The organism is Litchfieldella anticariensis FP35 = DSM 16096, assembly GCF_000409775.1.
GTDB lineage: Bacteria > Pseudomonadota > Gammaproteobacteria > Pseudomonadales > Halomonadaceae > Litchfieldella > Litchfieldella anticariensis.
In genome coordinates this window covers 139,248-165,658 of sequence record NZ_KE332391.1, presented here as the reverse complement: position 1 = coordinate 165,658, position 26,411 = coordinate 139,248, and the positions used below count along the sequence as shown (strand labels likewise).

The window sequence follows — 26,411 nt, the reverse complement described above, 5'->3', positions numbered from 1 at the left end:
CCGTGTCCCAGTTGACTATGTCTGGTGACAGTATGGTTCAGCCTATGGGTTGGGCGTCAGGCTCACGTTCTTGTCTAGATCACTCCGGTGTCGTGACGCTTCCCGCTTCCGGGGCAGGTGCCTCCTGCTGCCCGAAGCGCGTCACATGATAGGGGGTGAGGTCCAGGGCGGGAGACTCACCGTGAATTCGCGCGGTCATCAGCTCCGCTGTGATAGCCGCTTGGGTGAGTCCCAAGTGCTGATGGCCGAAGGCAAAGTGCACCGCTGGATAGGTCGGGTGGCTGTCGATGACTGGAAGGGAGTCCGGGAGGGTTGGACGGAAGCCCATCCACTCCGTCGCGGTGGTATCGAGGCCAGCGGGATCTCGCAGCAACGCACCGGTATGGTGACGCAGGGAATCATAGCGACGTGCCACCGGTGGTATCGATAGCCCGCCAAGCTCAGTGAACCCTACCACACGCAAGCCACATGTCATTGGGGTCATGACACAGCGGCGCTCCGCTGACCCGACCGGCTGTCGCAACGCCTCTCCGCGGTCAGGCAAGGTGAGGTGATAGCCGCGCTCTGTCTCCAACGGCACCGTGAGGCCGAGGCCTGCGGCCAGGTGGTGGCTCCAGGCGCCGGCAGCCACGACTGCCTGGGCTACCGTTAGGGTTCCTGCATTCGTCTTCAATTGCACACCGTCACCGGCAGGCACGAGATGCTCGACCCGCGTTTGGCGAAACTCTCCGCCTCGGGCCTGAAATGCCATGGCCAAGCGGCGGACCAGGGCATAGGGGTCGCGAACCTGGTGGGCGCCAGGGAAGAAGAGGCCATGGCTGATGGCTCCCGACAGGCCGGGCTCTCGAGCACGAACCTCAGCCGCCTCGAGCCATTCCACCTCGTAACCCCAGCGGCGCAGGTGCTCCATCTCAGCCATGGCCGCTGCCCTACCTCGGGAGGATTCCCAGACCTTCAGGTACCCCGAGGCGACCAATTCCTCCTCGGCATCGATATCGGCCAGGCAGCGTTGCCAGGCTGCCACCGAGGCGCCATTGAGGGCCGCCAGTGCCTGGCGGCCCTTCGCTACCTGGGAAGGACGAGCGGCGGCAATGAAGCGTGCTAGCCAAGGTAGCAGTCGGGGTAGGTAGCGAAGCGGCAGGGCGACAGCCCCATGCGGATCCAGCCACAGCCCTGGGGCTTTCCGGAGCATGGCGGGAGTTGACAGTGGATCAATCAGCTCGGTGGCCAGGAAGCCGGCATTGCCATAGGAGGCTCCCTCTCCAGGCGCACGGGGATCAAGCACGGTGACTTGGTAGCCTCGACGCTGGAGTGCCAGAGCGGTGGTCATGCCGACCACACCAGCGCCGACCACCGCGATCCGGGAGCCCAAGGCGCCTTCGCTCATCCCCGTTCCTCCGCCATGCGCATTTCCTCGTCGCTTTCCTCCTCGATAGGCTCGGCTCGCTTGGAGAACCAGCCCATCTGAGCGTAGAGGATGCCGAACAATGGCGACAGCCAACAAGCAAAGGCGAGGGGGATATAGAGCAGGGAGCTGAAATCACCGCCAGTCACGCCCAGGCCCAGGGCGCCGATCACGAAGGCACCGCCCGCGTTCCAGGGCACCAATGGAGACACCAGGGTACCGCCCTCTTCGATGGCACGGGACAGGTTCAACCGCGAGTAGCCCATGCGGTCATAGGCCGGTTTGTACATCCGACCGGGCAAGGCGATGGACAGGTAGACATCCCCTGAGACCACATTGGTGGCGATAGAGGTCAGGATGGCGCTGGTCTGCAGACCCCGAAAGCTTTTCAGCCGCGACATGATGGCAGTGACGATGGACTCCAGACAGCGGGTGCGCTCCAGGGCGCCACCGAAGGCCAAAGCGAACATCATCAGGGTCACGACCCAGGTCATGGAGGTAACCCCACCGCGATTGAGCAGGCTGTCCAGTGTTGCGGTGCCGGTCTCGATGGAAAAACCACTGTGGGCGAAGGTCAGGGCGTCATGATAGGTGGCTCCCTGGGTCAGGATGGCCACGCCACCGCCCAGCATCACCCCGGTGAACAGGGCCGGGATCGGTGCCACCTTGAAGAAGGCAAGGCCGATGACCACCAACAATGGCAGAAGCTGCCACGGGCCCATCTCGAAGCTGTCGGCCAACCCTTGCTTGATGATCTCGATGCGTTCCAGGGAATGGGCCGCCCCAGCATCTGCACCCCCAACGATCCAGTAGACCGTCAGGGCGATCAGCATGGCCGGGATGGTGGTCGGAAGCATGTAACGGATGTGGTCGAAGATGTTGGTCTCGGTCACCGCCGGTGACAGGTTGGTAGTATCGGAAAGCGGTGAGATCTTGTCGCCAAAGAAGGAACCGGAAACCACGGCGCCGGCGGTCCAGTAGATGGGCACGCCGAAGGCATCGCCGATCCCGATTAGCGCCAGCCCCACGGTGCCGACGGTGGTCCAGGAGGATCCGATCGACAGCGAGACCAATGAACACATCAGCATGGCCGCCGCCAGGAACCAGCTTGGATCGATCAATTCCAGCCCCAGGTAGATGAGCATAGGCACGGTGCCGCTGGCAATCCAGGTTCCCACCAGCATGCCGACGATGATCAGGGTGGCAATGGAGGGCATTGCCACGTGGAGAACCCTGAAGGCGCCCGATTCGATGTCCTTCCAGCGATAGCCCTGCAGCCAGCCGACCAAAGCGGTAATACCGAACCCTATGGCTAGCGGGATATGTGGGGTGAAGTCGTCGTAATAGAAGATCTGCACCGCCAGTAGCGCGATGGTCAGCAAGATGGGAAGCATGGCCAGGGGCAGGCCTGGCATGGGGATCGCAGGCGTCGCGTATTCTTTCATCGGAGTATCATTCCTGGGCGAGCGAACTCGCCCTCGTTGTCGTTGTATCGCAGGAGTCCAGAACGCGTGGGGTGGGCTCAGTCTCGGCAGCGCTCGTAGGCCAGGATGGCGGCGGCGAGATCTTCCACGGAAGCGCCCACCGATTTGAAGACCGTGATCGCCTCGTCGGGAGCCTTGAGCTGTGATCGACCGGCGTGGCGCCCCGCGCAGAGGTCGGGGAAGTCGGCCAGGATGCCGTCCACCGAGATGACGCCGCTGGCAATGGGGTCGATCAGGTCACCGGTTTCGCTCAGGGCCCCTTCGCGGGTATCGACGAAGATGTCACCGCGACGCATGACAGTGTCGTCGGCCTCGCGCATGAAGGGCGTGAAGCTGCCGACCAGGTCCAGGTGAGTCCCTGGCGTCAGCCATTCTCCCTGAATAAGGGGATCACGGCTGAGAGTGGCGCAACTGATGATGTCAGCCTGTCCGGCGGCGTCGGCCAGACCATTGGCGGGCACTGCCTCGGCATCCACGCCTTCGGCGCAGAGCTCCTCTGCCAGAGCTTGAGATGAGGCTTCGCGGATGTCCCAGATTCGTACCTTCTCGATGGGGCGGACGGCTTGATGGGCTGGGATCAGTCGGCGTCCCATTCGACCGGCACCCACCATCAGTAGCTCGCGGGCATCCTCTCGCGCCAGGTAGCGTGCAGCAAGGGCCGAGGCGGCGGCAGTGCGACGGGCCGTGAGCTCGTTGCCATCCAACTGGGCCAGGTGGCGGCCGGTACGAGCACAGCTCAGCAGGTAGTGACCGCTGAGGCCGGGTTCGCCACGGGCACTGTTACCCGGAAAGACGTTGACCTGCTTGACCCCAAGGTACTGACCCTCGAGCCAGGCCGGCATCAGCAGTAGGGTGGCGTCCGGGTCGCCCGGCACGCTGATATGGTGGTGATGACGCACCGGTGAGTGCACAGTGCGAGTGAAGATGTCGTCCAGCGCATCCACCAAGGCGCCCCAAGGCAGACTGGTGGTGACTTGTTCGGCGTCGAGATACATGGCAACCTCATTTATAGTTGTACCCACGACCAGTCTATGTGGGGCATGAGGTCGGCTCTTGACCCTGTCTCCGCAAACGTTGTCTCAAGCTATGCAATCGCCCCGTTCCCAGGGGGGAAGCTCCATGTCCCAGACGCAAGCACACTGTAACCGTATTGCCCGAACCTCCGGCGAGCATTGCCACGACTATCCTCAACTGATGCTGGGGTGGCGCGGTGCCATGGACTATGAGTTCAGTCGTGGTGGCGAACGGCTGGTATTGGGCCAGGCGGCGATCCTCCCCAGTCGGGAAACGCATCTTTACCTTGGCCGAGGGGACGACAGTGAGGTGCTGGTGATCGACCTGGACGACGACGATCCTTGCCTGACTTCTTTGGAGCAAAGTTGTGCCCTGGAGCTTCGCGAGTCACTGTTCGCCGAACCTCGTGCTCTCAGACTGCCGCCCAACTTGATACCCATGGTGGAATTCGCCACAGGGCAGTTGAAGGCAGCTCGCTCGCCAGAACAACACGCGCTGATCAACCATCAACTGGCGGTGCTGTTCGTAAGCCAGTTCAGCCAGTTGCTCGCTCAGGGGGATAGGGAAACGCTCAGGCGCAGCCGTTTATCCGCTGCAGCCCTCGATGCCTTCATTGACGAGCGCCTCGCCATGCCACCTGACAACCAGGCGCTAGCGGAGGCCATGTGTCTCGGCCAGAGCCAACTTCATCTGCTCTGCCAGCGTCAATTCGGTGTCACGCCTCAACAATATGTCATGAATCGCCGACTGCGCTGGGCCCAATATTGGCTGGCTCACACTCGTCGTTCGGTGGGTGAGATCGCCCTCGATCTAGGCTTTGCCGATGTCTCCAGCTTTTCGCGGGCCTATCGGCGACGCCTGGGCCATCCGCCTAGCGAGGTGCGAAAAGCCAGCCTTTCCTAGCTCAGACCGCACAGCAGGACGCCGCTGATTTGGCGCCAGGCTGGTGAGGGTATGGCTCAAATCTCGACTTTGCCGCGTAGTGCCTTGGTCTTGCCCTTGCGGGTTTTGCTGTCAACCCGGCGCCGTTGGGAGCCTTTGGTGGGCTTGGTGGGTTTGCGAGCCTTCTGCTGCTTCACGGCGCTCTGAATGAGTTCTTTCAGCCGCTGTAACGCGTCTTCCTTGTTCAGCTCCAATGTGCGGAAGCTCTGCGCCTTGATGACGATAATGCCCTCCTTGCTGATACGCTGATCAGACAAGTGCATCAGGCGCTCCTTGTAGAAGGGCGGTAGGCTGGAGTTGAGGATATCGAAACGCAGATGTACCGCCGAGGAGACCTTGTTGACGTTCTGCCCGCCTGCCCCTTGGGCACGGATCTGGCTGATATCGATTTCCCAGTCAGCCAGTTCTACCTTGTTGGAAATGGTCAGCATGCTTGTCTCGCGATCACGACTCGATGGCTACTCGACAGGCTACCACATTGCTATGACCAACCTTGTCGTTCTCAGTCCATTCGTTGTTCCAGGGCCTCGAGATAATCTCGTATCCGTGCCGCGTTGGTACCCATATCGCCACGGCCGATTCGTGAGGCGGAGCGCATGTCCACTCGCACGCCGTCGCCTGTCTCGCGTAGGCGAATGACCACATCGTCCTTGAAGCCGAACCAAGTGGTGGTGGCGGTGGCTTCGATGGTGTCGGTAGTCACTGCTACTTGTTCCCAGCCACGATCCTGCACAACCGCCTCGGCGGCAGACAGGACGGTAGTGAGTGGTGCTTGAATCACCAACGGCTGGATATTCGGGTAGGCCTCGCGCTGCTGTCGAGCAGTGGCTTGTCCGGGGTAGTCCACTGCATTGGGGGCTTCCTCCCTGGCTGTGGCCAGCGCTTCGAAGGCTGGCGGGTCGTTGGTATCGGTAGTGATATCGTGGATCGGTGGTGCCTCTTGGGCGCGTTGCCAGTGAAGAAACGGGACGGCCATCAGCGCTATGGTACCGACAATTACCAGAGCGCTGATCTGTACTGGCATGGTGCGTCGGTGGTACCAGACTGCAGTTATCAGGGCGATCAATCCCAAGCCGCCAGCCGCGACAGCAGTGTAGGCACCATAGCGCAGCATCTCGAAGGCTTCGCCCAACGCAAGCCATCCTATTCGATAGGTCGGCCCCGCACCGCCCATCAGCAGGGCAGCCAGCACAAGCAGTACAAGGGCGAATACTGCCATCGTGATCGGCAGCCATCCGCCGCGACGTTCCAGACTCATGTTGCCACCTCCCTGTCTCTACACTAGATAGGCCATGCTTGGTGTCAGTATGGTTCAGCTCATGGACGTTAGTGGAAGGCAGCGAAGAGAGGACGGCTCATGCACATCGGTATATTGACACTGAGGTTCTCCCTACCAGGATGCAGCTCGCTCAAAGAGAAGCGTCAACGTATCCGCGGTATGCACGAGCGTTTTGGACGCCACCCCGCGATCGCGGTCTGTGAAAGTGCCGATCATGACAAGCTGGAGTCCAGCGAGTGGACCTTCGTTGTCGTCGCAACATCGCCGAAAAAGGTCGAGTCTCTTTGCAGCGAAATCGAAGACAAGGTACAGCGGACGGTCGATGGTCGGGTACTCGATGTGTCTCGAGAGTTTTTGTGATCAAGTGTCCGCCAATGATGTGGCACGTCGTATCTGTCGTCAGTATTCGTTGATTACATCGTGGCCTCATTCATATAACTGGGCAGGAACGTCGCCAAGAGGGGGAATGCGATCAGCAATAACGCCATAAGCGCCATGATCAAGAACATGGGGGCGGCCGCTTTCGCGATGAAGCCAAGGCTATGGTTAGTCAGGCCTTTCATGACAAAGAGGTTGAAGCCTACGGGAGGCGTAATCTGGGCCATTTCCACCATCACCAGCACGAAAATACCGAACCAGAGCAAATCGATGCCGGCGTCGTTGAGCATGGGAGTGACCACTGCCATGGTCAGCACTACCGCCGAGATGCCATCAAGAAAGCAGCCCAGCACGATGTACACGAGCATCAACGCCACCAGGAGCATGAAGGGCGAGAGCTCCAAAGACCCTACCCACTCGGCCAGGCCGCGTGGCAGGCCGGTAAAACCCATCGCCAGTGTCAGGAACGAGGCACCCGCCAGGATCAAGGCGATCATGCATGAGGTTTTTGCCGTTCCCAACAAGCTTTCCACAAGCGAGGAAAAGGTAAGGCTTCGTTGAACGGCGGCAAGCAGCAAAGCGCCGACAACGCCGAGGGCAGCGGCTTCGGTAGCCGTGGCGAGACCAGAATACATCGAACCGATCACGGTAATGATCAACAGCGCGACAGGAATCAGTAAGCGAGACTCATACAGGCGCTGTTTCAATGACATAGCCGGTTCTTTGGTGATCTCAGGCTTTTTCACGATTCCCCAGGCCACGACATATCCCATGAATAACGTTGCCAGTATCAAGCCAGGGATGATGCCAGCGATAAAAAGCTTGGGAATGGACTGATTGGTGATGACACCATATACGATCATGGTCAGCGACGGAGGAATCATCAGGCCAAGGGTAGAGGCTCCGGCCAGGGTTCCCACGCTCATGAACTCGGAATAACCTCGTTTGCTGAGTTCAGGCAAGGACATCTTGCCGACAGTGGTCAACGTGGCAGCGGAAGAGCCTGACACTGCGGCGAACAGGGTACAGCCGATGACATTGGTATGCATCAGTCGCCCAGGCAACCAACTGAGCCAAGGGCTCAAACCTCGGAACAGGCTTTCGGAAAGTCGTGTGCGATAGAGAATTTCCCCCATCCAAATAAACAGCGGAAGGGCAGTGAGAGTCCAACTTGTCGATGATGTCCATATCGTGCTGTACATCGAGGCCCCGATAGGGCGGTCTGTGAAAAATGCCATGCCCACTACGGCCACACCAACCAGGGATAACGCGACCCAAACACCGGAGCCCAGTAGCAAGAACAGTACGAGCAGAAGTGCAATGGCCAGTTCGGTGAAATCCATCAATGACTCCTCACGGGATGGGGTCCATGGTTATTGGCTTTTGCAGAACGAATCAAGGTGGCCAAAGTGCGAGTGAAATGATCGAGTATCGAAAGCGTGAAGGCCGAGGAGCCAATCGCGAGAAGCGATTGGGGAAGCCACAGAGGCATTGCATCCTGACCTGAGGAGACATCACCAAACTGGTACGACCAATAAGCCGCATCGAAGGCATGCCAGGTAATGAATCCAGCGATGGCACTAGCAACCAGCAAGCACCATAGCTCGCCGATGGGACGAAAACGCCCGAGTCGCTCCACCAAAAGGCCGACACGAATATGTCCGCCTTCATGAAAGGTGTAGGCCAAGGCAAGAAAGGTGCTGGTGCCCATCAGGTAACCGGCATAGTTGGTAGCGCCGGGAAAAGTCATGCCACTCCAGCGCAGTACCACCTGGATGACGATCACGACCAGCATGACGAAAATGCTAAGTGCGGCAAGATACCCGAATGCTCGATAGAGCTTTTCCAGCCATCTGGCTGCTCGAGAGGGGGAAGTGGTATTCATGGGAGCTACCCCTGGTCACATCTAACCAAGCGGAGTCCCCATTCCGTGGAATGGGGACATGAGTCATATTGTCATTGCAATGCGCGGTATTCTTCTACCAGGCGCTGTCCCTGTTCGCCGGCTTTCTCGAGCCACTCCTGCTGCATCTCGTCACCGATACGAGCGAATTCCGCCTGCAATTCTGCATTGGGTTGGTTGATCGCAACGCCTTTGTCACTCAACCGATTCTTGAGGGTATCGGTGAGCTCCTTGGCCTGTTCCACACCACGCTGTTCGGCCTTGTCGGCAATCGCCAGGACCTTCTGTTTCGTTTCCTCATCAAGGGCTTCCCAGCGTTCCTTGTTCACGAAAATATGACTAAGTACCAGCCAGGCTTTGGCATCGTAGAAGTGGGGCAGATAATCCCAAAGCTGATGGTTATAGACAGGGTCCCCAGAGGAAATCAATGATTGCACCATGCCGGTGGCGGCTGCCTGGGAAAGCTCGGCTTCCTCGATCAGGGTAGGAGTCATGCCCATCAGTTCGGCAAAGCGTGCCGTAGCCGTGTTATAGGCCCGGAACTTCAATCCTTCTGCCTCTTCGGCAGTGGTGATCGCGCGGTCAAAGAAGACACCTTGCGGTGGCCATGGAATGTGGTAGAGCAATTGCAGATTTTGCTCTGCCATTATCTCGTCCAATGCTGGCTTGGTGACCTTCCATAACTGCCTGGACTCCTCAAAAGAGTCTGCCAGGAAAGGTACGGAATCGATGCCGTACAGAATGTTCTCGTTCTGGTGAGCAGAGAGAACGTGAACACCGATCTGGGCTTGATCACGCTGCACGGCGCGCTTGATCTGATCACCGGGGAAGAGTGAGCCGCTTGGATGGACACGGATATCCAGTTCGCCATCAGTCGCTTCACGCACCTGGTCGGCGAACCAGCTCACATTCTCGGTAATGTAATTATCCGCTGGCTGGGGAGAGGGCAGGTCCCAAACGTCGGCATGGGCAAAACTACCCAGTCCCAGGGTGAGAGTGGTAACGGCGGCTGTCTTGAGCAATGTTTTGACCATGCTCTTGGTCTCCTCTCTTTTAGTTGTAGGGAATATCGGCTGGTTTTTACTCTTGTGGTTGTTATCCATCTTTTCCTCCAGCTTGCGATCACTGGTGTCGTTGACTATCCCAGGTCTCTTGGATAGTGGTAGGCAAGCGATGCTTGACGATTCGATGACTGGGGGTCCTCTCGAACTCTTCCACGATGGCGAAATAGCGTGGGCACTGGTAGGAAGCCAAGCGCTCCTTCAGCCAGTAGAAAAGCTCCTGAAATTCAATGGCGCGACCGGCTTTCGGTTTCACAAAGAGCTTGATGTCTTGCTCACCGATCTCGGCATCGACACCGATCATCGCGCATTCCTCGACATCTGGATGTTGGTGGGTAACGGATTCCACTTCCCAGGCCGAGACGTTCTCGCCCCGGCAGCGCACGCTGTCGGTGATGCGTCCAAGAAAATAGAGATAACCGTCCGAATCGAGCCAGCCGCGGTCGCCGGTGTGTAACATGCCGCTCGACAGTGTCTTCTGCGTGGCATCGGCGTTGCGGAAGTAGCCATCGAACAGCACCCCAGGCTGTGTTTCACGAACCACGATCTGACCGGGCTTTCCTGTCGGCACAGGGCGACCCTGCTCATCGTGAATGGCGATATCCAGCCAGGGAACGGCACGACCGACCGACCCTGGCTTGCCTTCGGCATTGAAGGTGGTCAGGCTGGAGGCTTCCGTCATGCCATAACATTCGCGGATCTCGAAGCCGAAACGCTCTTGCAATGTCGACCAGATGTCGCTCGGGCAGCCTCCTCCCCATGCGATGCGTACTTTGTGGGTGGTTTCCAGCTCGCCAGGTGGCTGCTTCAGCAGTATCTGGAGTATTCCCCCCAGGTAGTGAATATGAGTCGCACCGCTGGCATTGACCTGCTCCCAGAAGCGACTGGCACTGAAGCGCTCGGTCAGGCTGAGCTGCACATCGAAAAACAGCGGCAGCAGTAGCATCTGGGCGCCGCCGATGTGATAGAAGGGCTCCCACTGAAAGAAGACGTCGCCAGGCTTGATGGAACAAAGCAGCTCGACGCTCTTGAGGGCATAGGCCATCATCGCGTGCGTGACGCGAACTCCCTTCGGTTTACCGGTCGTGCCGGAGGTGTACATCAAGGCATACAGCTCCGACATGGCGGGAGCCGGAGCGTCCAGTCTGTCCCGACTCTGCAGCAGTCCAGAGATCGAGTCTTCTTCACCCCCCAACAGCAGTGTCTTGCCCGTGACTGCTGCACCACTATCGACGATGACCTGCCACAGGTCAGCGTCGGTGAACAGTACGGCAGGGTCGCAATGTTCGAGAATGTACTTCAGCCCGCTGCCGCGCTGACGGGCATTGATTGGCACCCAGACGATACCGGCCTTGGCCAGGGCGAACAGGATGGCAATGGCCTCGGGGCCGTTATGCATCATGACGGCGGCACGCTCACCTGGGCGAATGCCCAATTCCCGATGAAGATGTGCCGCCAGTGCCTCGGCCTGCCGGTCGAGCTGGCCGAACGTCAAGGGCTGTTGGTCGAAGGTTCCGAACAAGCGCTCCGGCTCGCGTGCGGCGATATCGCGCAGGGCGAGAATGAAGCTGGGATCGTTGAGGCTGAATATCATGGCAATCCGATTGTCCTTTGATTCAGACGTGTCACTCCAGTGACGGATGTCAGGTCTTTGTCATCAGCCGCTACGGCGCTGGAGGAAGGCTTCCATCATGCGTGCCGGTTCACCCGATGCGTAAGATTCACCCTGGATGCGAATTCCCGCCTCCAGACAGTCACGAAAGCCGGGTTCGGTGATTTCCTTGAAGCGTTGGCGATCCAGGCGCATTGCAATCGGGGGCTTCGCGGCGAGCTCTTCGCCCAGTGCCAGCGCCTCCGGTAGGACTTGCTCGGCAGCGACCAGACGATTGATCAGGCCCAGGGAATAGGACTCGTCGGCGGTCATCAGGCGACCGCTCAGGGTCAGGTCGATGGTGCGCGCGAGCCCCAGGTGTTCGCGCATGATCCACGGGCCGGTGGTGCTGGCAATGCCCGAGTTGATTTCCGGCTGCCCCATACGTACGTCGCCATGAGCGATTCGAAAATCACACAGCAGGGCCACCTGGAACGCCGAACCGGCAGCCACCCCGTTGAGCGCGGCAATGATAGGCTTGGGACTACTGCGCAGCTTGTCATAGAGCGCTTCCCATTCCCCGACCCAACGCTCGGCTCGTTCAGCGTCGAAGGCACGTGTTTCATTGAGATCCTGGCCGGCGCTAAAGGCCCGTTCGCCTGCGCCAGTCAGTACGATGGCACCGAGAGAATCGTCGCTGGAGAACCCCTCGAGGGCGCCGATCAGTTGCTGGCGCATCTCACTGTGCCAAGCATTGAGTACTTCAGGGCGATTGAGAGTGATGACGCCTACACGGCCTTGCTTGTTAGTGAGGATGTATTCCGACATGATTGCCTCTCGATTGTTTTTACGAATGATTGATTGCAATGCAATCATAGTTGATCTACATTTAATCAATGTAGTTGAATTGCGCTCAGTGTAAAGCACAAAATCGACCCAAGAAGCGACTTTCCTATTGAGAAGACCAAGCTAGGGAGGGGTAAGAGATTGAGCGAAAAGGAAAAAGTGGATCGCTTGCTGGTCAAGAGCGTGGTGAAGGCGTTTCGAATCCTCGAGGTCTTCGATGCCGAACATCCAGCGATGAGCGTCAAGCAGTTGGCAGAACGTTGCGATATGGACCGCAGTGCGGCGCAACGCTTCGTGCATACCTTGATGCAATTAGGCTACTTGCAGCGCAATGAAGAGACCCAACTGATCGAGCCCAGCGTACGTACGTTGGATATTGCGGCGCACTATCTTCATGCACACCCGTTAGTCGACAAGGTTCGCCCCTACCTGCTGAACCTGAGCAAGGAAACGGAAGGCTCGGTAAGCCTGACGATTCTGGATGGGGAGGATGTGGTTTACCTTTCTCGTCTGCTGAGCCGCAACATGCTGGATACGGATATCACCATCGGGTCGCGATTACCGGCATTCTGCACGGCGCCGGGACTGGCGATGCTGTCGCAACTGGAGGAGCGGGAAGCCATGGCGACTCTGGAGAGAACGGATCGGCAGGCTTACACACCGAATACCGTGCATGAGCTGCCCGCTATCAGGGAGCGCCTGATCCAATTCAAGCGTCAGGGTTATGCGTTGTCGGTAGAAGAGTATTTCCTGTCCGATATCTCCATCGCGGCACCGGTATTGGATAGACATAATCGTCCCCAAGCAGCGGTCAGCATCTCGATGTCGCGGCTGCGGAGCATGCCCGAGGAAGTGGAGCAGAACCTTTCGGGGTTGTTGATCGCTACTGCACGGCAGTTATCGAGGTTGTGATCGATAGCCTGGTTTCGTGAACTGAACCGATCAAGGAGTAGAAAGCGCTTATGACAGCTTGTCATCGCAATACCCAGCTTTCTGTACAGATCCGACAGATCCTTGAGACGGTACCTGAGTCAGCGCTGCCTATGACCTACCAGCAGCTCGCTGAGGCGCTGGCGCTGGAGCCACCGCGGACCATCCAGCGTGTTGCCCTGACGCTGGAAGAACTAATGCGAGAAGACGCTGAGCAGGGGCGACCCTTCATCGCCGCGCTGGTCGTCAGTCGCCAGGGTGAGGGCCTGCCTGCCATGGGCTTCTTCGATCTTGCCGTCGAGCTCGAGCGTTTTCCGTCGGATCCAGCACAGTACGCTGAGGCCTATCTAGCCGAATTCCGCCAGGCCATGGCCCAGAGAGGGTGAATTGGCGTTCCCGGCGCGCCGATTGGCTCCAGGAGCAATCGGCACGACGGCTGAGCGAACGTCGCTGTCACTGCTATTGACGTCCCTCTCCAGGCTGTTGGACGAGTGCCGAGACAATGCGACGTACGAGGGGAAGCACGAGAAGCAGGCTGGGAAATGCTACCAGCCAGGATATGAACCAGGCATTCATCCACTCCGCGAAGAAGTGGCTGGAGAGGCCGATGCTGGTCATGGTCGAAATACCCGAGACAATGCAAGACATGAGAACGGAAAGCACCAGGGGCATCACGATGGAGTTATAGCGTGCCGGAAGCTTTCTGCGTGTTTTGGATGGAGAGACTTGAGTGGTTGGCATGGTGGCGATCCTTGAATAATAAAACCCAACATCCTTAGCGGTAGCGATCACTGGGGAAATGAAGTGTGAGAAAGGGTCCTGATCCGATGTAAAGCGTCAGGCGACGAATCGCAGCGCCAGTTCTTCGATATAGATGCGCAGGGAGCGCGGTGGGTGTCCCAGAATCGCACGCAGTGTTAGATCGTTGCCGCCAAGACCGTGAGCAGCGTAATGAGAGTGGACGTTGGCAAGCAGCCGTAATTGTTCCCCCTCATAGGGTAACTGAGCATTTTCCGCCCACGCCTCGAAACTCGGCGCGGCAGCCTCGATGCGACGACCCAGTGCCTCGCTCATGAGGGTGACGATTTCCTCGCGACTCAACCTGTCTGCAGAGCACAATTCGAACGTGCCATAGGTCAGACGGTCCTCGACCAGTGCAATGGCAGCCACATCCGCGACATCCCGATAATCGACGCGGGCAATCCTTACCGTCGTGGGGAAGGGCTCCGCAAAGACGCCGTTGGTGATCACGGAACGCCAGGCAGCTTCGATGTTCTGAAAAAAGTTGGCAGGGTGGAGAATCGTGTATTCCATGCCTGATGCGAACAGTGCCGATTCGACTGGAATCTTGCTGACATGATTCGGCAACTGAGAGTTCGTCGGTTGGATCACCGATGAGAACACGAACTTGCGCACGCCGGCTGCTTTCGCCACGTTCACCAATGTGACTCCTAATTCCGCCTCGTCGGGTTCGAAAGCGGGCCCAATATGAAAGACGCCATCGATACCATGCATGGCACTTGCCAGGCTTTGTTTGTCCCGCAGATCGCCGATCGCGATTTCGCTGGCGCCACGTTCACGCACGGTGTTTGCCTTGGCCGGGTCGCGAATCAATGCTCTCACTCGGGCACCGCGCTCGGCCAATGCTGGTACAACCAAGCCGGCGAAGCGTCCGGTCGCACCTATAACGAGAACCGTAGGATTCGAGTTGCTCATTGTCGATCTCCCGTAGTCATCTATCAGGGGGGCGAAATGGCGATGATAGTCTACCCTTCTTTAGTGATAATCCCTCTGAATTGGGAATTACTTTCTCGAAAAGAAGGATAATAAGGTGGAGCGTTTGGAAGACTTGGAGGCGTTCGTGGCGGTGGTGGAGCAGGGAGGGCTGACAACAGCGGCCCATCAGCTCGGCCGTCGCGTTCAATCGGTGAGTCGCTCCCTGGCCAGTTTGGAGAAGAACGTAGGCGTTGAATTGGTGGAGCGCACGACCAGGCGATCGGTGCCCAGCGAGGCTGGGCTTGCCTTCTATCTTCGCGTCAAGCCGGCACTCGAAGAGATCAAGGAAGCCAGGCTCGAGGCCGTTGACAGCCGTCTTGAGCCGTCGGGTCTGTTGCGCATCGGGGCTCCCGTGTTATTCGCACCTGTTTATCTGGTGCCCATCGTCGCCGAGTTCATGAAGCGTTATCCGCAGGTCAATGTCGAACTCAAGCTTTCCGATCGATTCGTCGACTTCGCCGAGGAAGAACTCGACCTGGCAGTGCGGATCGGTCATTTGCCTGACTCTGACCTGAAAGCCAGGCGGCTGGGAGAGCTGCGTCGCGTGACTTTTGGAGCACCTGGGTATTTCGCACGCCATGGTCGACCGCAACATCCTGCCGACTTGAAAGATCATGCCTGCATTCTCCGAACAGTCGACCGGAACCCCGGGACATGGACGTTTCAGGTTGAGGGCAAGCGGTGTTCGGTCCAGGTATCAGGGCCCTTCAGAGCAGATACGATGACGGCGATCTATTCCGCCGTGACGCATGAACTTGGCATTGGTTTCTCTCCACTCTGGCAAATTCGTGACCTTGTCGAGGAAGGCAAGGTAGAGGTGATCCTCACCTCGTACGAACCGCCACCGGTTCCGGTCCACATCCTCTGGCCGCCAGGCAGGTCGCCGCTGGCCAAAACCCGTATCTTCAAGGATTACCTGTTGAGTCGTTGGCAGGATATGGGGCTGGTATGATGTCGTGTCGCTTGAGCCAGATCGGCAGCTTCCTGGCTGTTGAGTCGTGGTTGGACCGGTAAGTTAGCGTCACTGGTTGCTAGTCTAGCCTGTCATTCAAGAGCTCTCGCAACTGCTTATGTCGAGCTTCATGGGCTATCAACAGGCTGTGCGTTGTTTCAGAATTGTCCGTCCGTCGATTCCGAAAGGGAACGCCAAGTCTCCCGTTCCGTCTTGAGCAGGGCGATCTCGTCGCTCACGAATTTCACGGCGTTCGTACCGGCGGCAAAGTCTTGAGACTCTCGATTGGAAAAGGGAGCTACGCTAATATGGCATGAATTCGTGCAAGGAATTCACTAATGACGAGACCGACTCTAGCTGATCTAGAGGCCTTCGCAGCGGTGGCCGCCGAGCGCAACTTTAGACGCGCTGCCGATCTCTTGGGCATATCGCGCTCAGCGTTGAGCCATCGCATGAGAAAGCTGGAAGAGCAGCTCGGTGTTCGGCTGCTAAACCGCACGACCCGCAGCGTTTCCCTCACCGACTCAGGAAGCAAGCTGCTTGCGCGGATCGCGCCGACCTTGAGAGAACTCGATTCCACACTCGATACGCTCGCGAATGACCGGGGCGAGCCCAGCGGCCTGCTGCGCATCAACGCCAGCAACCTGATGCCAACCAGTGCTGACATGAAAGACGACATGGCGGGTTCTGCATCGCGTCGTCTTCCTTACCACGTCGCGGATACCATCAAGGGCTGGATCGTGGATCGCCAACTGATGCCGGGCGATCGCCTGCCTGGCGAGGCCGAACTGATGAAAACCCTTGGCGTATCCAAGGGCACGATTCGCGAGAGCACACGGGTATTGGAAGCGCAGGGGTTGGTGAAAACGCGCCCCGGCCCAGGGGGAGGGGTATTCGTCTGCCGGATGAGCGAGGCAAAAGCGACCTCGCTACTCAGCCATTACCTATATTTCCAAGACATTTCGATCCGTGACATCTACCAGATCCGCTTGGCATTGGAACCTGAGTTGGCCGCTTCTTTGGCCGGCAAGGTCAGTGCTGACGATCTTGGCCGCCTGCGCGAGAGCTTGCACAGCTATGCCACGCCGGCTCCCGATATGGAGGTCGAGCGTCAGCAGCACATCGATTCGCTCCGCTTTCACGAGATGCTGGCGAAGCTGGTCGGGGGTAATCCGCTGCTGTCGTTCATCATCCGCTTTACCGTACAGGTGCTCTCCGACCTCACTGTCTACCAGCGGCTCTATGAGCCAGGGGATCACCAGATCGGCCCTACCGGATGCCGGTTTCACGCCCAGATCCTGGATGCGATCGAGGAGGGCAATGCCGATTTGGCCCGTAAGTTGATGCGAGAGCACATGCTGTCGGCCCAGGCAGTGATGAACGACAACGAGGCCCAGATGCGGCGTGGGTTCCTGAACGGTTGACGCTAGCCCTCTCTAGGCTTCAAGTCGTGCCGCGGGCTTGCGGTGCTGACGCAGGTCGGTGAGAAAACGCATTAGCACGCGGGTGGCACGCTCGGCATCTTCAACACTGATGGCCTCGTTCGGGTGATGGCTCAGGCCGTCCTTGCAGCGTACGAAAAGCATGCCGATATCGGTCAGGTCATTCATGGCCAGGCCGTCGTGACCGGCGCCACTGAACAGGCGCTCGGCTGGTTCATGACAAGCCTGGCAGGCATTCTCCAGGGCCTCGATCAGCCATTCGGCGCATGCCACCGCTTCGGCCTGGTAGGTGGGCTCGATCAGCAGCTCGAGCCCGCGTGCCTGGGCAAGTCGCTGACAAGTCTCCAGGATCTCCTTTCGTCCCTTCTCCCGCACCTCGGCGCTGGGCGAGCGAAGCTCGAGCGTGAAGGTCACCTCTGCGGGAATGACATTCACGGCATTGGGGCGTACCTCCAGCTTTCCTACGACACCAACGAAGTTCTCGGTGGCGTTCAATATCTTGTCCGCTTCCACCACCATCTCGGCCGCGCCCACCAGGGCGTCGCGGCGGCCCTTCATAGGGGTGGTGCCGGCGTGTCCAGCTTTCCCGATCACGTTCAGGCGGTGCCGTTCGATCCCGGTCAGCGCGGTGACGACGCCCACGGCTTGGTCGCGCTGTTCCAGCACCGGCCCTTGTTCGATATGCACCTCGACGAACCCGATCACTGACTCGGGCTTGCGTGCCAGTTGGGGAATATCCGCTGGACTGCCGCCGAATGCCTCGAGCGCATCTCCAAGGGTCACACCGTCGGCATCACACGCATCGAGGCTGGCACGATCGAAGCTGCCAGCCAAGGCACGGCTGCCGATGAGGGTCGACTGGAAGCGGGTGCCTTCCTCGTCTCCGAAGGCCACCACCTCGACACCATAGGGAAGCTCGGTGCCATCTATCTCAAGGGCCTGCAAGGCTTGCAGTGGCAGAGCAATGCCCAGCATGCCGTCGTACTTGCCCCCTTCGACCACCGTATCCTGGTGGGAGCCCATGATCAGTGTCTTCTCGCCCGCCATGGCGCGTGCATTTCGTCCTACCAGGTTGCCTGACGCGTCGAGTTCCGGCGTCAGGCCGGCCTGGCGCATCCAATCGGCAATGAGCTCCAGTACTCCGCGATGCTCGTCGGAGCAGAACAGGCGTGTGACGCCCGGGCCGGGGCGGGAGTGAAGCGCCGCTTCGTCTAGTCTCGCCATCAGTTGGCGACCCAAGGCCGCCTGAGTCGTGGATTCGGTCATGGTCTCTCCTGGAAATCAGTACACGAATCAGTATCCGGCCATATGGCCGATCACCAGGCCGACCCAGGCCAGGACATACACCAGCGCCATGAAGGGCAGGATCGCCTTGAGCCACTTCACGTAGGAGACCCGCCCCAAGGCCAGCATGGCCAGGGTGCCACCGGAGGTGGGGACGATCAGGTTGGTGAGGCCATCGCCCACCTGGAAGGCCGTGATCATGAGCTGCCGGCTCATACCCACTAGATCGGCCACCGGTATCAGAATCGGCATGGTGACCAGGGCCTGCCCGGAGCCGGAAGGCACGAAGAGGTTGATCGCCCCCTGCACCACGCTGGCCATGATCGCCGACATGGCGCCGGGGATGCCCTGGATAAGGCCACTTAGCGAATAAACGATGGTATCGATGATCTGGGCTTGATTGAGGATTACCTGGATGGAAGCGGCCAGGCCGATCACCAGCGCGCCGGGCGTGACTTTGGAGGCCCCCTCCATCATCTGCCTGACGATCTCGTTGGCGGAGAGTCTATTGACGATGCCGATCACGATGGCGATCAGCAGGAACATGCCGGCAATCTCGTTTATATACCAGCCTTGGGTGAAGACACCCACCAGCATCGCCGCCAGGCCCAGTACGAACACACCCAAGGTCATCTTGTTGCGCTTGGAGAGCCGATACTCGTCCAGGGACTTGCTCATTACCTTGGTGTCATCCGGTTCCTCGAAGTCCATCTTGACCACCCACTTGCAGATGTAGAAAGAGAGCAGGGCCAAGGAAGAGACCACTAACAGGGTGCGCAGCCAGGCACCGGAAAAGGTGGGCAATTCGGCGATACCCTGGGCCACGCCCACGGTGTAGGGGTTGATCGGTGAGAGCGCGAAGCCGATCCCGATGCCGCCCACGGCCATGGCGGTGCCGACCAGGCTGGAACAGCCGATCGCACTGGCGATCAGCACCGCGATAGGGACCAGGGCGATATTGTTCTCGAAGCCCACGGCCACGCCGAAGAAACCGTAGATAAAGGTGCCGGCGGTGATGATGATGTTGCGACGTTCCACGCCGACCCGATTCACCGCTACGCCGATTGCGTTCTCTAGCGCGCCGGTGCGCTGGAGGATATGAAATAGACCACCGGCAATGAACACGATGAACAGGTAGAGCGAGGCCTCGTTGAGGCCGCGCGGTACCGCCACGAAGATATCGAATGGCGAGATAGTACCCACGTCGGAAAGGTATTCGAAGGAACCGGGCACCACACGGGTGCGCCCGTCCTGTTCGACGCGCTCATACTCACCGGCGGGTACCACGAAAGTGAGGACGTAAGTGGCCAGCAGGATCATGAAGATGAGAACCATGGGGTCGGGGACCGTCTGGTACCACTTCTTGCGCTGTGACAACGCCTGATCGTTCGTACGCATGTCATTGTCCTTGTTCGCCGTGCGCCGGCGAAGGGAAAGGCCGACGCTTCTGAAAAATTAATCATGATAATTTGATCGGTCAAGGATGAACGAACCCCCGATTGACACTTCCTTTCGTTCGGGAGAGGCTAAGGACAGCGCCGCATAGGCGTCCCCGTCCGCGGAAAGGGCTGCGCCCATTGCTTCACATCGTTTACCCCATACGACTCCCAGCCTGGCTGGCGGACACAGGCGCATGGAGGGAATCGTATGACGACGCTACCCCGGCCTGACGCCACATCACACGGCCGCTTCAATCTCGAACAGCAGCGCAAGCGCGCCAAGGAACTGCTCAAGGCAGCACGGGCTGACGACCCTGACGCCCTGGCACGACTCCTTCGCCACATCCCGCCGCGCGAGACACCTCTGCGACTCGCCGATGCCCAGTTCGTGATTGCCCGCGAATGTGGATTCCCTAGTTGGCCCAGGCTCAAAGCGCACATCGAATCGCTCGATGCTTCGCGGCGCTTGGTCAGCGGTCGCGGTGACCGTGATATGACCACCCTGCATATTCGCTGCGGTTCGGATATCGAGCACACCTTGCGCACTGCTGGCTTTCAGGGAGACTTCCTGGAATTCTCCGATCCTTTCTGCATCGGTCCGGTGCAGAACTTACCGCCCGCAGAATTGATGCGAACGCGTGCCCACTTCCTGGCGAGTGCCTTCGACATGACCGAGCGCGATTCGCTTGCGCGCCTGCGTAAGAGCTACGAGGCACTGAACGATCTGGAGCAATACGAGCGGGTGGTGCTGTGGTTCGAGCACGATAGCTACGACCAGTTGATCCTTGCCTACCTGCTGCACCGCCTGCACACGAACCTGCCCAAGGCGAAGATCGAGCTGGTGGTGGTGGAAGCGATACCCGGCGTGGAGCGCTTCATTGGCATCGGCCAGCTCGCCCCGGACCTACTGGCCTGGCTCTGGCGGCAGCGCCGGCCGGTGGAAACGTCGCTGCTCGAACTGGGTACTCAAGCCTGGCTGGCGCTCACGGCAGATCGCCCCGAACCGTTGCAAGCGCTGATCGCCACCGGCACGCCAGCCCTACCGATGATGGGGCGAGCGCTCTCGAGACACCTGCAGGAACTGCCTGCACCGGACACCGGCCTCGGCCTGTCGGAAAAGCTCACGCTCGAGATAGTGCGCGATCACGGCCCCCTCACGGTCGGCAAAACCTTCTCGTACCTGATGCGCGAGTACGAGCCCTTGCCCTATCTGGGCGACCTGATGTTCTGGTGGCAGATCCAGCCACTAGTCACGGCACCGCAAGCGGTGCTAGCTATCAGCGATATTCATCGGGAATGGCCTCATCGCCGTCTTGCGTTGACTGATCTGGGCCGAGCTATCCTCGAAGGGAGCCGTAACTGGTTAGAGCATGCATCCAGTGAACGCTGGGTGGGTGGGGTTCGGGTTTTGGCTCCTGGACGAACCAGTCGGCCGGCGACAATAGGAAGGAGGTAGCCTGTGTGGTGAAGATCATGGTGCGGCATACCCTTCCAGCGCGAATGGATTGAGAAACTGCCGGCCCCATAAGAAATCACGGTCAACCGGGCTTAATTCGGCTTCATCGCACACGGATTCCCATTGCTCCCGAATCGTGGCGAGTTGATGGTCGATGATGTCTCTGGCTTGAGCTCGGCTCAGGCCGAGCCGTTCCGCTACCGTCAAGCAGTGGCTGAGTTGGCTACGTCGTTCCTGACCATACAGCAACATGGCTTGGGTGGCTTCACCACCAGTTCTGGCTTGTGGGCAAATGTCATAGGCCGGCGTCAGCCGATAGGTCCTACCATCCCAAAACGCGGCATGATTTCGCGCGTGGTCGTCGGTATTGCCTGACAGCACATTGAAAACGATGCGGGCAAACAGCTCGCGTAGCGTTTGCCCGGGTTGGTCGAATTCCGCCCGTATACGATGTCCCAGGTCTTCGTAACTGGCATAGCGAGCGGTCATTTCATCCAGGCCCTTGGGGCGGGCGCCGCCGATGCTGCTGCCGTGTTGAATGGCCTGATTCAGTGCGGGCGGTAGCGGTTTGCCACTGTCAACGTACTCCGAGGCTTCCTGAAGTTCGGCCAAGGTGGCATCCTGGTGTTCGCGAGGCTGGTACTCGGTGGGGGAGTGCTGGAAATCGAGTGCCCCGATCCGGTCCGAGCCGGATTCCAGCAGATAAACCATCTCATTGAAATCGACACCACCGGCGGAGTCGCCTTTCCTGCCAGTCAGTCGATTGATGATGACGCGACGACTGGGGTCGTCTGGCTGGGCAGCCAGACCCACACATAGGCTTGTTGGCTAGAAATCATCGTCAATTGGCTCGTCATGCTGGCGGCTGGCTCGCTTGGGCAGCAGTGTCAGCCGTTCCCGCTGGGTATCATGCTCGCGCCGCAAGGTGTCGAGATCGTCAGAGAAAAGCGATACGCCAACCAGGGTCGCCGCTTCGAAGTAGGTACCAATGGCAACCCGAGGGGAGCCTTTGGCGACTTGCCGGATCGTGACCACGCCAACGCCAACCCGCTCGGCGAGCTCATCTCGGGTCCACCCCTTGCGCAGGCGCCCCTCTTCAATCAACCCAGCGAACAGGCGTAGCGAGAGGGAGGTTCTGGGGCTTAGGGTGACGTGTCGTGTTTTCATGATCGACAGTATAGTATCTGTTATTGGCATTATCGACATTTTAATGTCGGTCCAATCGACAATCCGATTCCCAAGCCACAGGGGGCTGCCTGCTCAGTTTGACACATCGCATGGCCGCTTCAATCTCGAACAACTGTGCAAGCGCGCCACCTAATCATTGTTAGGGCTCCAAGGCACTTCGACTTAGCCTTCTGTCGCTGCACTTGATCTATTAGGTCGCTTGTCCTAGAGTCAGCGAATAGGACGGTTGTCCTAATGCGGTCTGGCAAGATATTGGGAAATGCTTCTATGGGTAATAAGCTGACAAGAGATCGCATAATCGATGCTGCGGATCAACTATTCTATGAACAGGGGTTCGAACACACCTCTTTCTCGAAAATCTCGGAATCTGTAGGCATTTCCCGTGGAAATTTTTATTACCACTTCAAGACCAAAGACGACATTCTGGATGCCGTCATCAACCATCGTATTGCCCGCACTAACTCAATGCTGGATAACTGGGAGGTGGAGGGAGAATCACCGGATGACCGCATCCGAAGCTTTATCAATATCCTGGTGATGAATCGGACCAAAATTAAACGCTATGGCTGTCCGGTAGGTACACTTTGTACGGAACTCGCCAAGCTGAACCACCCTGCCAAGGGTGATGCAAACGAGCTGTTTACGTTATTCAGAACCTGGTTGCGGCGACAATTTGAGCAACTTGGCCGTCACGATGATGCTGATGCACTAGCAATGCACCTGTTGGCATTCAGTCAGGGGGTGGCAACGCTTGCCAGTGCGTTCCAGGACGAAAAATTTATCAGGAGCGAAGTAGGCCGCATGAATGAGTGGCTGACCTCCTGCACAAGTAAGAATAATCCACAGTCGGAGGTGCTTTGATGTTCATCGTGCTTTTGAGGTTTTCAGAGAATAAGAACCAGGCAAGTGCTTTCATGGAAGGCCACAATCAATGGATTAGACGTGGCTTTGAAGATGGTGTTTTTTTAATGGTCGGCAGCCTTCAACCCGGTCTTGGTGGTTCCATCATTGCTCATGGCGTATCGCTGGAAGCCCTTGAAAATAGGGTTAATGAAGACCCGTTTGTAGCTAAGAATATCGTCACAACGGAAATACTCGAAATAGAACCCAAAAAAGCAGATGAGCGACTGAGCTTTCTCCTTAACTGAGAGTTGGGGTTAGCGATGAACTCTACGGTTCGAGGTCCTGATGGGAGTGGCGTTGTAGTTGGTGTTTAGCAGCTCCTGAATTCTTTGAATACCACGATAAGGAATAGGCTCATCACAAGAACCTGATGTTGGGCGCACCTGCGCTTCTCTTCCATGCCTGCATACCGGTCTCGGAGTTCGGGTCGACCTGGCCGAAGGGGGTTCCGGTGCAGGTGTACGCCATGGATGCCGATCCGATCTTCGTTGGTGATGGTGACATCTACGCCGCCCATCCGCCCCCCAGGGCCCGGAAGGAGGCAATGGCGGCGCGCGCCGCTTCGGTTTGTGCCTGTGCCTTCGCGTCACGCACCTGCAGCAGGTTACTGTCGGCATTGAGCACCTCGATCAGGCTGACGACGCCGCCTTCGTAGGCGGCAAGCGAGTTCTCGCGGGCACGGGTGAGCGATGATTCACCCTGCGTCAAAATGCCGACCTGGGCCTCGCGTTTGACGAGGGCGGAAAAGGCGTTCTCTACCTCCTCGGTCGCCCGCAACACGGCCAGACGGTATGCCGCGAGTGCTTCGGCCTCTTGGCCACGGGCGGCGGCGATCTGCGCCTCGACGCGGCCGAAGTCGAACAGGCGCCAGCGAAGCCCGAGGACGCCCTGGGCTTGACTGGCATCGCTGGAGAAGAGGTTGCCGCTCGATATCGTGGTGGCGCTGCCCAGCAGTGCGCCGAGCGAGAACTTGGGGTAGTACTCCGAAATCGCCACGCCGATGCGCGCGTTAGCGGCGGCGAGGCGCCGCTCGGCCACGATGAGATCCGGTCGGCGCCGAATCATCTCGGCCGGGGTGCCGGTTTCGGACAAACCCGGCGCGACCGGGATCGACGCCGCTGGGCGCAATTCGGCGCGGTAGGTCCCAGGCTGCATGCCGAGAAGCACATCCAGCGCGTTCATCGCTGAGTCGAGGCCCGCCTCCAGGACGGGAATCCGAGCCTCGACCTGAGCGAGCGAACCCTCGGCCTGGTTCATCTGGAGCTCGGCAGCGATCCCCTTCTCGTACTGGAACTTGATCGTGTCGAGCAGTTGGCGACGGGTCTCGGCCTGTTGCCTGGCGATCGCGATGCGCGCCTGCAAGCCACGGATCGTGACGTACACATCCGCCGTTTGCGCGGCGACGGCCAGCCGCGTCGCGACGGCGCTAGCTTCGGATGCCGCGTACTCTGCGCGTGCGGCTTCCCGCCCTCGCCGCAGGCCACCGAACATATCGATCTCCCAGCCCGCCTCGAGGTTAGCCTCGTAAGCGCTGCCACTGCGATCGAAGTCGGGTGTGGCACTGAGCACCTGCCCCAGCGGGGTCTCGAGCGACTGGTATACTTCCGCACCGTGAGCGCGCACATTGGCCGATGGAAGCAGCGCGGCATCAGCCTGGCGCAATGAGGCGCGCGATTGGGCGACACGTGCCGCCGCTTGCGCGATGTCCAGATTCTGCTCGAGGGCGAGGACGACGAAGCGCGCCAGCAAGGGATCGTCGAAAGCTGCCCACCAGGCCTGGAGGTCCGCCTTGCTCTGGACTTCCCGCTGCTCGATGCCCTCCTGGCCGAGGAAGCGAGCCGACAGGGCGGTCTCGGGTGGCCTGTAGTCCGGGCCGACTGCGCAGCCCGTCAGGACGCTGACACTCAACAGAAGGGCGAGAGAGTGGGGGCGGGCGAGCATGAGAGTCTCCAAGGAGTGGAATTGCTGGCGTGACTATAATCCAATATAGTCACTAGTTGTCAAACCAAAATATCGAGGTGTGGTGTCTCATGAGTGAAAACGCGTCTTCCGCCCCGCAGTCGCGCGGCCCCGCCGATCACAATGTTCGCGAGCAGATCGTGGAGGCCGCCGAAGAGCACTTCAGCCACTACGGCTACGAGAAGACCACGGTTTCCGATCTGGCCAAATCAATCGGTTTTTCCAAGGCTTACATCTACAAATTCTTCGATTCCAAGCAGGCTATCGGCGAGGCCATCTGCGCCAAGACCTTGAGCGCCATCATCGTGGCGGTCGAAGAGGCCGTGGCCAACGCGCCCACGGCAACGGAAAAATTCCGCAGAATGTTCAAAAGCTTGGTATCGACTGGCGTGAGCCTGTTCTTCAATGATCGCAAGTTGTACGACATCGCCGCGCACTCTGCCGGCGAGGGGTGGCCGTCTGCCCGGGCCTATGCGCAGCGCATCGAACAGATCCTGATGGAAGTAATCCGCGAAGGTCGCGAGAGCGGCGAGTTCGAACGCAAGACGCCACTGGACGAGACGGTGAATGCGATCTTTCTGGTCATTCAACCCTACGTGAATCCACTCCTGCTCCAGTACAACCTCGATCTCGCCGAGGAGGCGCCGGTGCAGCTGTCGAACTTGGTGCTGCGCAGCCTCGCTCCCTAGCGAACCTAACATGTGACTATTTACAAATTTGGTCACTCGTCATAAGCTGTGAGATATCCGTTTTCCCGGAGATCTCCATGCTCAAGCGCCGTGATATCCCATTCCTTGCCGTCATCGGTCTGTTGCCCCTTGCCTTGGCAGCGTGCAGCGATGCCACGTCTTCAATCGATCCGCGGACGAACGCTCCCCTGGTGCGGGTAGCGGCGGTGGCGCCCTCCGCCCAGGTGGAGCGTTCATTCACCGGCGTTATTGCGGCGCGAGTGCAAAGCGATCTCGGCTTCCGCGTACCCGGCAAGATCCTGGAGCGTCTGGTCGATACCGGGCAGACCGTCGAGCGCGGCCAGCCGCTCATGCGCATCGATTCCACGGATCTGCGGCTCGCCATGCGCGCCCATGAGGAGGCCGTGGCCGCCGCCAGGGCGCGCTTGCGCCAGACGGCGGAGGACGAGGCGCGCTACCGCGCACTCGTTTCCAGGGGCGCGGTCTCGGC

Annotated in this window: 27 protein-coding genes and 1 pseudogene; 11 read left to right on the top strand and 17 right to left on the bottom strand. The window is 59.0% G+C overall.

Features of this window, described 5'->3' with window-relative positions; translation table 11 throughout:
- Positions 1-79 precede the first annotated feature (79 nt).
- The 3 genes from L861_RS13165 to lhpI form a co-directional block, all read right to left on the bottom strand.
- On the bottom strand, positions 80-1,387 hold the full coding sequence (locus L861_RS13165; protein WP_016417518.1) for an NAD(P)/FAD-dependent oxidoreductase: 1,308 nt from the start codon (positions 1,385-1,387) through the stop codon (positions 80-82).
- Positions 1,384-2,850 (bottom strand): Na+/H+ antiporter NhaC, encoded by a 1,467-nt coding sequence (nhaC, locus tag L861_RS13160; RefSeq protein WP_016417517.1) that lies wholly within the window; start codon positions 2,848-2,850, stop codon positions 1,384-1,386. Before nhaC ends, L861_RS13165 begins: the two co-directional genes overlap by 4 nt.
- 77 nt (positions 2,851-2,927) lie before the next feature.
- Entirely contained in the window at positions 2,928-3,884 is a 957-nt protein-coding gene (gene lhpI, locus L861_RS13155) for a bifunctional Delta(1)-pyrroline-2-carboxylate/Delta(1)-piperideine-2-carboxylate reductase (RefSeq protein ID WP_016417516.1), read from the bottom strand.
- A gap of 124 nt (positions 3,885-4,008) precedes the next feature.
- Between lhpI and L861_RS13150 the strand changes: the two genes are divergently transcribed.
- Positions 4,009-4,806 (top strand): helix-turn-helix transcriptional regulator, encoded by a 798-nt coding sequence (locus tag L861_RS13150; protein ID WP_016417515.1) that lies wholly within the window; start codon positions 4,009-4,011, stop codon positions 4,804-4,806.
- 56 nt (positions 4,807-4,862) lie between these two features.
- Here the strand turns inward: L861_RS13150 and arfB are convergent, their stop codons facing one another.
- Together arfB and L861_RS13140 are read right to left on the bottom strand one after the other, a co-directional pair.
- Positions 4,863-5,276 carry an alternative ribosome rescue aminoacyl-tRNA hydrolase ArfB gene (arfB, locus tag L861_RS13145; RefSeq protein WP_016417514.1) on the bottom strand — a complete coding sequence of 138 codons (414 nt, stop codon included), beginning with the start codon at positions 5,274-5,276 and terminating at the stop codon, positions 4,863-4,865.
- 71 nt (positions 5,277-5,347) lie between these two features.
- On the bottom strand, positions 5,348-6,103 hold the full coding sequence (locus L861_RS13140; RefSeq protein ID WP_016417513.1) for a DUF1499 domain-containing protein: 756 nt from the start codon (positions 6,101-6,103) through the stop codon (positions 5,348-5,350).
- A 99-nt stretch (positions 6,104-6,202) separates the two neighbouring features.
- Between L861_RS13140 and L861_RS13135 the strand changes: the two genes are divergently transcribed.
- Entirely contained in the window at positions 6,203-6,484 is a 282-nt protein-coding gene (locus L861_RS13135) for a DUF503 domain-containing protein (protein ID WP_021029189.1), read from the top strand.
- A 53-nt stretch (positions 6,485-6,537) separates the two neighbouring features.
- Here L861_RS13135 and L861_RS13130 read toward each other — a convergent pair whose 3' ends face one another.
- The 5 genes from L861_RS13130 to L861_RS13110 all read right to left on the bottom strand — a co-directional run bounded on the left by L861_RS13130 (position 6,538) and on the right by L861_RS13110 (position 11,885).
- Positions 6,538-7,845: a TRAP transporter large permease gene (locus L861_RS13130; protein ID WP_016417511.1), complete on the bottom strand. Its 1,308-nt coding sequence runs from the start codon at positions 7,843-7,845 to the stop codon at positions 6,538-6,540.
- The gene (locus tag L861_RS13125) at positions 7,845-8,387 is read right to left on the bottom strand and encodes a TRAP transporter small permease subunit (protein ID WP_016417510.1); all 543 of its coding nucleotides are present in this window, start codon (positions 8,385-8,387) and stop codon (positions 7,845-7,847) included. Before L861_RS13125 ends, L861_RS13130 begins: the two co-directional genes overlap by 1 nt.
- Positions 8,388-8,458: 71 nt before the next feature.
- Entirely contained in the window at positions 8,459-9,439 is a 981-nt protein-coding gene (locus tag L861_RS13120) for a TRAP transporter substrate-binding protein (protein ID WP_016417509.1), read from the bottom strand.
- An 88-nt stretch (positions 9,440-9,527) separates the two neighbouring features.
- Positions 9,528-11,060 carry a class I adenylate-forming enzyme family protein gene (locus L861_RS13115; RefSeq protein WP_016417508.1) on the bottom strand — a complete coding sequence of 511 codons (1,533 nt, stop codon included), beginning with the start codon at positions 11,058-11,060 and terminating at the stop codon, positions 9,528-9,530.
- Positions 11,061-11,123: 63 nt separating this feature from the next.
- Positions 11,124-11,885 (bottom strand): enoyl-CoA hydratase/isomerase family protein, encoded by a 762-nt coding sequence (locus tag L861_RS13110; protein WP_016417507.1) that lies wholly within the window; start codon positions 11,883-11,885, stop codon positions 11,124-11,126.
- Positions 11,886-12,044: 159 nt separating this feature from the next.
- On the opposite strand from L861_RS13110, the gene L861_RS13105 reads away from it, so the two are divergent.
- Both L861_RS13105 and L861_RS13100 read left to right on the top strand, forming a co-directional pair.
- Complete coding sequence (locus L861_RS13105) at positions 12,045-12,815, top strand: IclR family transcriptional regulator (protein ID WP_016417506.1); 771 nt, start codon at positions 12,045-12,047, stop codon at positions 12,813-12,815.
- A gap of 50 nt (positions 12,816-12,865) precedes the next feature.
- Positions 12,866-13,219: a hypothetical protein gene (locus tag L861_RS13100; RefSeq protein WP_016417505.1), complete on the top strand. Its 354-nt coding sequence runs from the start codon at positions 12,866-12,868 to the stop codon at positions 13,217-13,219.
- A gap of 73 nt (positions 13,220-13,292) precedes the next feature.
- Here the strand turns inward: L861_RS13100 and L861_RS25055 are convergent, their stop codons facing one another.
- Both L861_RS25055 and L861_RS13095 read right to left on the bottom strand, forming a co-directional pair.
- The gene (locus tag L861_RS25055; protein ID WP_081645854.1) at positions 13,293-13,574 is read right to left on the bottom strand and encodes a DUF2798 domain-containing protein; all 282 of its coding nucleotides are present in this window, start codon (positions 13,572-13,574) and stop codon (positions 13,293-13,295) included.
- 96 nt (positions 13,575-13,670) lie between these two features.
- A complete protein-coding gene (locus L861_RS13095; protein WP_016417503.1) occupies positions 13,671-14,549 on the bottom strand; it encodes an NmrA/HSCARG family protein in 879 nt (292 codons plus the stop codon).
- A gap of 115 nt (positions 14,550-14,664) precedes the next feature.
- On the opposite strand from L861_RS13095, the gene L861_RS13090 reads away from it, so the two are divergent.
- Positions 14,665-15,561: a LysR family transcriptional regulator gene (locus L861_RS13090; protein ID WP_016417502.1), complete on the top strand. Its 897-nt coding sequence runs from the start codon at positions 14,665-14,667 to the stop codon at positions 15,559-15,561.
- 338 nt (positions 15,562-15,899) lie between these two features.
- The gene (locus L861_RS13085) at positions 15,900-16,985 is read left to right on the top strand and encodes a LysR family transcriptional regulator (RefSeq protein WP_016417501.1); all 1,086 of its coding nucleotides are present in this window, start codon (positions 15,900-15,902) and stop codon (positions 16,983-16,985) included.
- Between the two features lie 12 nt (positions 16,986-16,997).
- On the opposite strand, the gene L861_RS13080 is transcribed toward L861_RS13085, so the two are convergent.
- Both L861_RS13080 and L861_RS13075 read right to left on the bottom strand, forming a co-directional pair.
- Positions 16,998-18,269: an allantoate amidohydrolase gene (locus tag L861_RS13080; RefSeq protein WP_016417500.1), complete on the bottom strand. Its 1,272-nt coding sequence runs from the start codon at positions 18,267-18,269 to the stop codon at positions 16,998-17,000.
- 27 nt (positions 18,270-18,296) lie between these two features.
- Entirely contained in the window at positions 18,297-19,685 is a 1,389-nt protein-coding gene (locus L861_RS13075; RefSeq protein WP_016417499.1) for a YfcC family protein, read from the bottom strand.
- Positions 19,686-19,934: 249 nt separating this feature from the next.
- Here L861_RS13075 and L861_RS13070 point away from each other — a divergent pair, with 249 nt between their 5' ends.
- The gene (locus L861_RS13070; RefSeq protein ID WP_016417498.1) at positions 19,935-21,182 is read left to right on the top strand and encodes a DUF1835 domain-containing protein; all 1,248 of its coding nucleotides are present in this window, start codon (positions 19,935-19,937) and stop codon (positions 21,180-21,182) included.
- A gap of 15 nt (positions 21,183-21,197) precedes the next feature.
- Here L861_RS13070 and L861_RS25050 read toward each other — a convergent pair whose 3' ends face one another.
- Both L861_RS25050 and L861_RS13060 read right to left on the bottom strand, forming a co-directional pair.
- The gene (locus tag L861_RS25050; RefSeq protein ID WP_016417497.1) at positions 21,198-21,995 is read right to left on the bottom strand and encodes a type II toxin-antitoxin system HipA family toxin; all 798 of its coding nucleotides are present in this window, start codon (positions 21,993-21,995) and stop codon (positions 21,198-21,200) included.
- Positions 21,996-22,010: 15 nt separating this feature from the next.
- On the bottom strand, positions 22,011-22,349 hold the full coding sequence (locus L861_RS13060; protein ID WP_016417496.1) for a helix-turn-helix domain-containing protein: 339 nt from the start codon (positions 22,347-22,349) through the stop codon (positions 22,011-22,013).
- Between the two features lie 288 nt (positions 22,350-22,637).
- On the opposite strand from L861_RS13060, the gene L861_RS13055 reads away from it, so the two are divergent.
- Positions 22,638-23,231 carry a TetR/AcrR family transcriptional regulator gene (locus L861_RS13055; protein WP_016417494.1) on the top strand — a complete coding sequence of 198 codons (594 nt, stop codon included), beginning with the start codon at positions 22,638-22,640 and terminating at the stop codon, positions 23,229-23,231.
- A complete protein-coding gene (locus L861_RS13050) occupies positions 23,231-23,518 on the top strand; it encodes a YciI family protein (RefSeq protein ID WP_016417493.1) in 288 nt (95 codons plus the stop codon). Before L861_RS13055 ends, L861_RS13050 begins: the two co-directional genes overlap by 1 nt.
- Before the next feature lie 259 nt (positions 23,519-23,777).
- On the opposite strand, the gene L861_RS13040 is transcribed toward L861_RS13050, so the two are convergent.
- Complete coding sequence (locus tag L861_RS13040; RefSeq protein WP_016417491.1) at positions 23,778-25,214, bottom strand: efflux transporter outer membrane subunit; 1,437 nt, start codon at positions 25,212-25,214, stop codon at positions 23,778-23,780.
- An 89-nt stretch (positions 25,215-25,303) separates the two neighbouring features.
- Here L861_RS13040 and L861_RS13035 point away from each other — a divergent pair, with 89 nt between their 5' ends.
- Entirely contained in the window at positions 25,304-25,921 is a 618-nt protein-coding gene (locus L861_RS13035; RefSeq protein ID WP_016417490.1) for a TetR/AcrR family transcriptional regulator, read from the top strand.
- A gap of 77 nt (positions 25,922-25,998) precedes the next feature.
- Positions 25,999-26,411 (top strand): annotated as a pseudogene (locus L861_RS24915) (hypothetical protein); the annotation flags it as partial.